Below are 1,521 nucleotides of genomic sequence, written 5' to 3'. Positions count from 1 at the left end.
TGCCCACCGCCGACTACTGGTACCCCGCCAACTCGCAGCAGAGTTTCGCCGACCCGCGCTCACCCGAGACGGTCACGCCGGAGTGGAGCCGACACAACGGGTCGTTCGATTCGAGTTTCGACGATTACGACGCTGCGCCGTCACCTGCCGTGAGCCCCTCGACCACCGCGGGCGGGTCGCCCAGCGCTTCCCCGAGCACCGGGGCGTCGAACACGCCCGGTGCGGCGCCGTCGAACTCCGCACGTGACCGGTCCGGGTTCGTCACGGCGTGGAGCTCCCAGGAGGCTTGCGCATCCGCACCCGGCAATCGACCGTGTCTGTTCGTGGCCGGTGAGCCCGTCAGCTCCCAGGACAGCGCGGACATGCGCTACTGGCGCGAACAGTGGAACTCCGCCTACGACGATGCCATGACCAACGACCCGTGGAATCACTCGGGCAACTGAGCTGGTGAGATCCGGCTGAGTTCAACTGACACTGACCAACACACGCGGGCCCGTACCTCCAGGTGAGGTGCGGGCCCGCGTTTTCGGTGTGCGGAGTCAGGCCATACGCTGGTTCTCGTGAGCCCTTCCCACATCCTTAGAGCCCGCATTGCGGTGTCGTTGTTGTTCATGACCAACGGCGCGATCTACGCGAACCTGCTGCCGCGGCTCCCCGAGATCAAGGACATGTTCGAACTGTCCAACGCCATGTACGGGCTGGTGCTGATTGCCCTACCCATTGGCGGTGTGGTGGCGGGGCCGCTGCCCGCGCCGATCATTCGGCGCTTCGGAACGGCGCCCGCCGCGGCGGTCGGTTCGGTGCTGTTGGCCGGCGCCGTGTTCTTTGCCGGGTCCATTCCCCACGTGGCCGTGTTCTTCGTGGGGCTGCTCCTCGCCGGCGCACTGGACGCGGTGGTCGATACCGCCCAGAACGCTCAGGGGCTGCGAGTGCAACGGCTGGCGGGGGTTTCAATGATCAACTCGATGCACGCGTTGTGGAGTGTGGGTGCCGTGCTGGGCGGTCTCATGGGCACCGCGGCGATCGCCCTGCACATGCCTCTGCCGATCCACCTGGGATTGAGCGGCGTCTTGTTCGCGGCGATAGCACTGGGGGCCATGCGTTTTTCGCTCCCGGACAGCCATGAAGTTCCCGCGGAGGTTATGACGGACACCGCCGGTGTCCCCATCATTCCGGCGGGCGCGGGTAAGGCGCTGCTGACCCTCGTGCCCTTCGCGGTGATTGCAATGTCCGGGGTGCTCGTCGAGGACATCGGCAACAACTGGGCCGCCGTGTATCTCCGGGACACCCTGGGCGCCGCGGCCACCGTGATGGGTTTCGGGTACGTGGTCATGGTGAGCGCGCAGTTCATCGGTCGTCTGCTGGGCGACCGGATGATCAACGCCTTTGGGGAAGTGAACATCACGCGTTTCGGCGGCGCCCTGATCTTCCTGGGTATGGGCACCGTGATTCTCGCCGTCAACGTCCCCATGGCCCTGGTGGGCTTCGGCCTGGCCGGATTCGGTTGCGCGACCCTGGTGC

The 1,521-nt window shown here is 66.3% G+C and carries 1 protein-coding gene and 1 pseudogene; both read left to right on the top strand.

The genetic code is table 11. The annotated features are described in order from the left end of the window. Positions 1-443 (top strand): annotated as a pseudogene (locus tag Q4E95_RS13835) (hypothetical protein); the annotation flags it as partial. 117 nt (positions 444-560) lie between these two features. Then, positions 561-1,521: MFS transporter (locus Q4E95_RS13830; RefSeq protein ID WP_303383844.1), on the top strand; the 961-nt coding region annotated here is incomplete at its 3' end.

The organism is Kocuria sp., from assembly GCF_030536815.1.
Classification (GTDB): Bacteria; Actinomycetota; Actinomycetes; order Actinomycetales; family Micrococcaceae; genus Kocuria; species Kocuria gwangalliensis.
Note: the sequence above shows the minus strand (reverse complement) of the source record. Positions and strands in the feature narration are given on the sequence as shown.